This window comes from Vibrio sp. OPT46 (assembly GCF_015163535.1).
GTDB classification, from domain to species: Bacteria; Pseudomonadota; Gammaproteobacteria; order Enterobacterales; family Vibrionaceae; genus Vibrio; species Vibrio alginolyticus.
Genome location: NZ_JADDYG010000163.1, coordinates 1 through 969, shown reverse-complemented (window position 1 = coordinate 969; position 969 = coordinate 1). Strand labels below are relative to the sequence as shown.

General features: G+C 41.5%; 1 protein-coding gene. It reads right to left on the bottom strand.

The features are described from left to right. The coding region (locus IQR33_RS06975) for a DUF3103 family protein (protein ID WP_193843606.1) at nucleotides 1–750 on the bottom strand (750 nt) is incomplete at its 3' end. Between the last annotated feature and the right edge of the window lie 219 nt (nucleotides 751–969).

Here is a 969-nt window from a genome sequence, read left to right as displayed (position 1 = left end):
GATAGCGTAGATTTCTGCCTTGCCAGAGATCCAAGGTTCTTTGTCATCGGCTAGACGGATCTTTTTCAACTGCGTGGTTTGAATTGGAGCCGCTTCGCCCACTGCGCTACTTGACAATAGCGGTGTATTTTGGCGTTGTTCATCAGCAATATATGGTTGAACTAAAGCTGGTTGACCGAGTTTTTTCATCTCAGCTTGCATAGCTTGCAAGCCTGCTTTTAGCTCTGCAGAGCTATTGTTATCAACGACAAGTACAGGTACCTCAGGGAGCTGGTAAACATCGAGTTGATGGATGTTGCCATAAACATCAAATGCTTCGATGTATTGCCAATTCTCATCATCACCACTTGGTTCAAATGCAAATAATGGCTCGACCTCGCCACTTTGCCATGCTGTTATCATGGCTTCATTTGCCAAGCGAACTTCTAACAACTGATCAGAGTATTCAGAAATACCTTTCCAGCTACGAATTTGAGTGTCAGCTTGTACAAGCTGGCGGCTGAACTCTGAGTTAGGGTTTTGCTTAACAAATGCTGATACAGACACGTTAGTCTGTTGCGGAGTAATATCTCTTCTCAGCATGGGTTCAATGGCAGCATAATTCTCACTCAATTGTTGAGCTAGGGCCCGTTTCGTCTTAGTGATATCTTCCGCTTTTGCATTGGACACACTGTTGACTTGCGTTTCCTCTGATTGGCAGCCAATAAGTGCTAATGTACTGAGAACAGACAGAATGATGGTTTTCTTCATAATATGTCCTTTATTGATTGTATGAAATAGAGTTAATACTCTATTCATGGTGAGAATATCACCGGACATAGATCATTGAATTTGCTTTTCTATCTTTTGTGTAAAGTTTGCCCACAGGATCAAAATTTATAAGCTTCTCTTTAATGATGACAAATATCGTGTCGCCTCACTACTTTGTGTCTATTTCTTGTCTAAGAAAGCCAAAAGCCAGTAGCAATT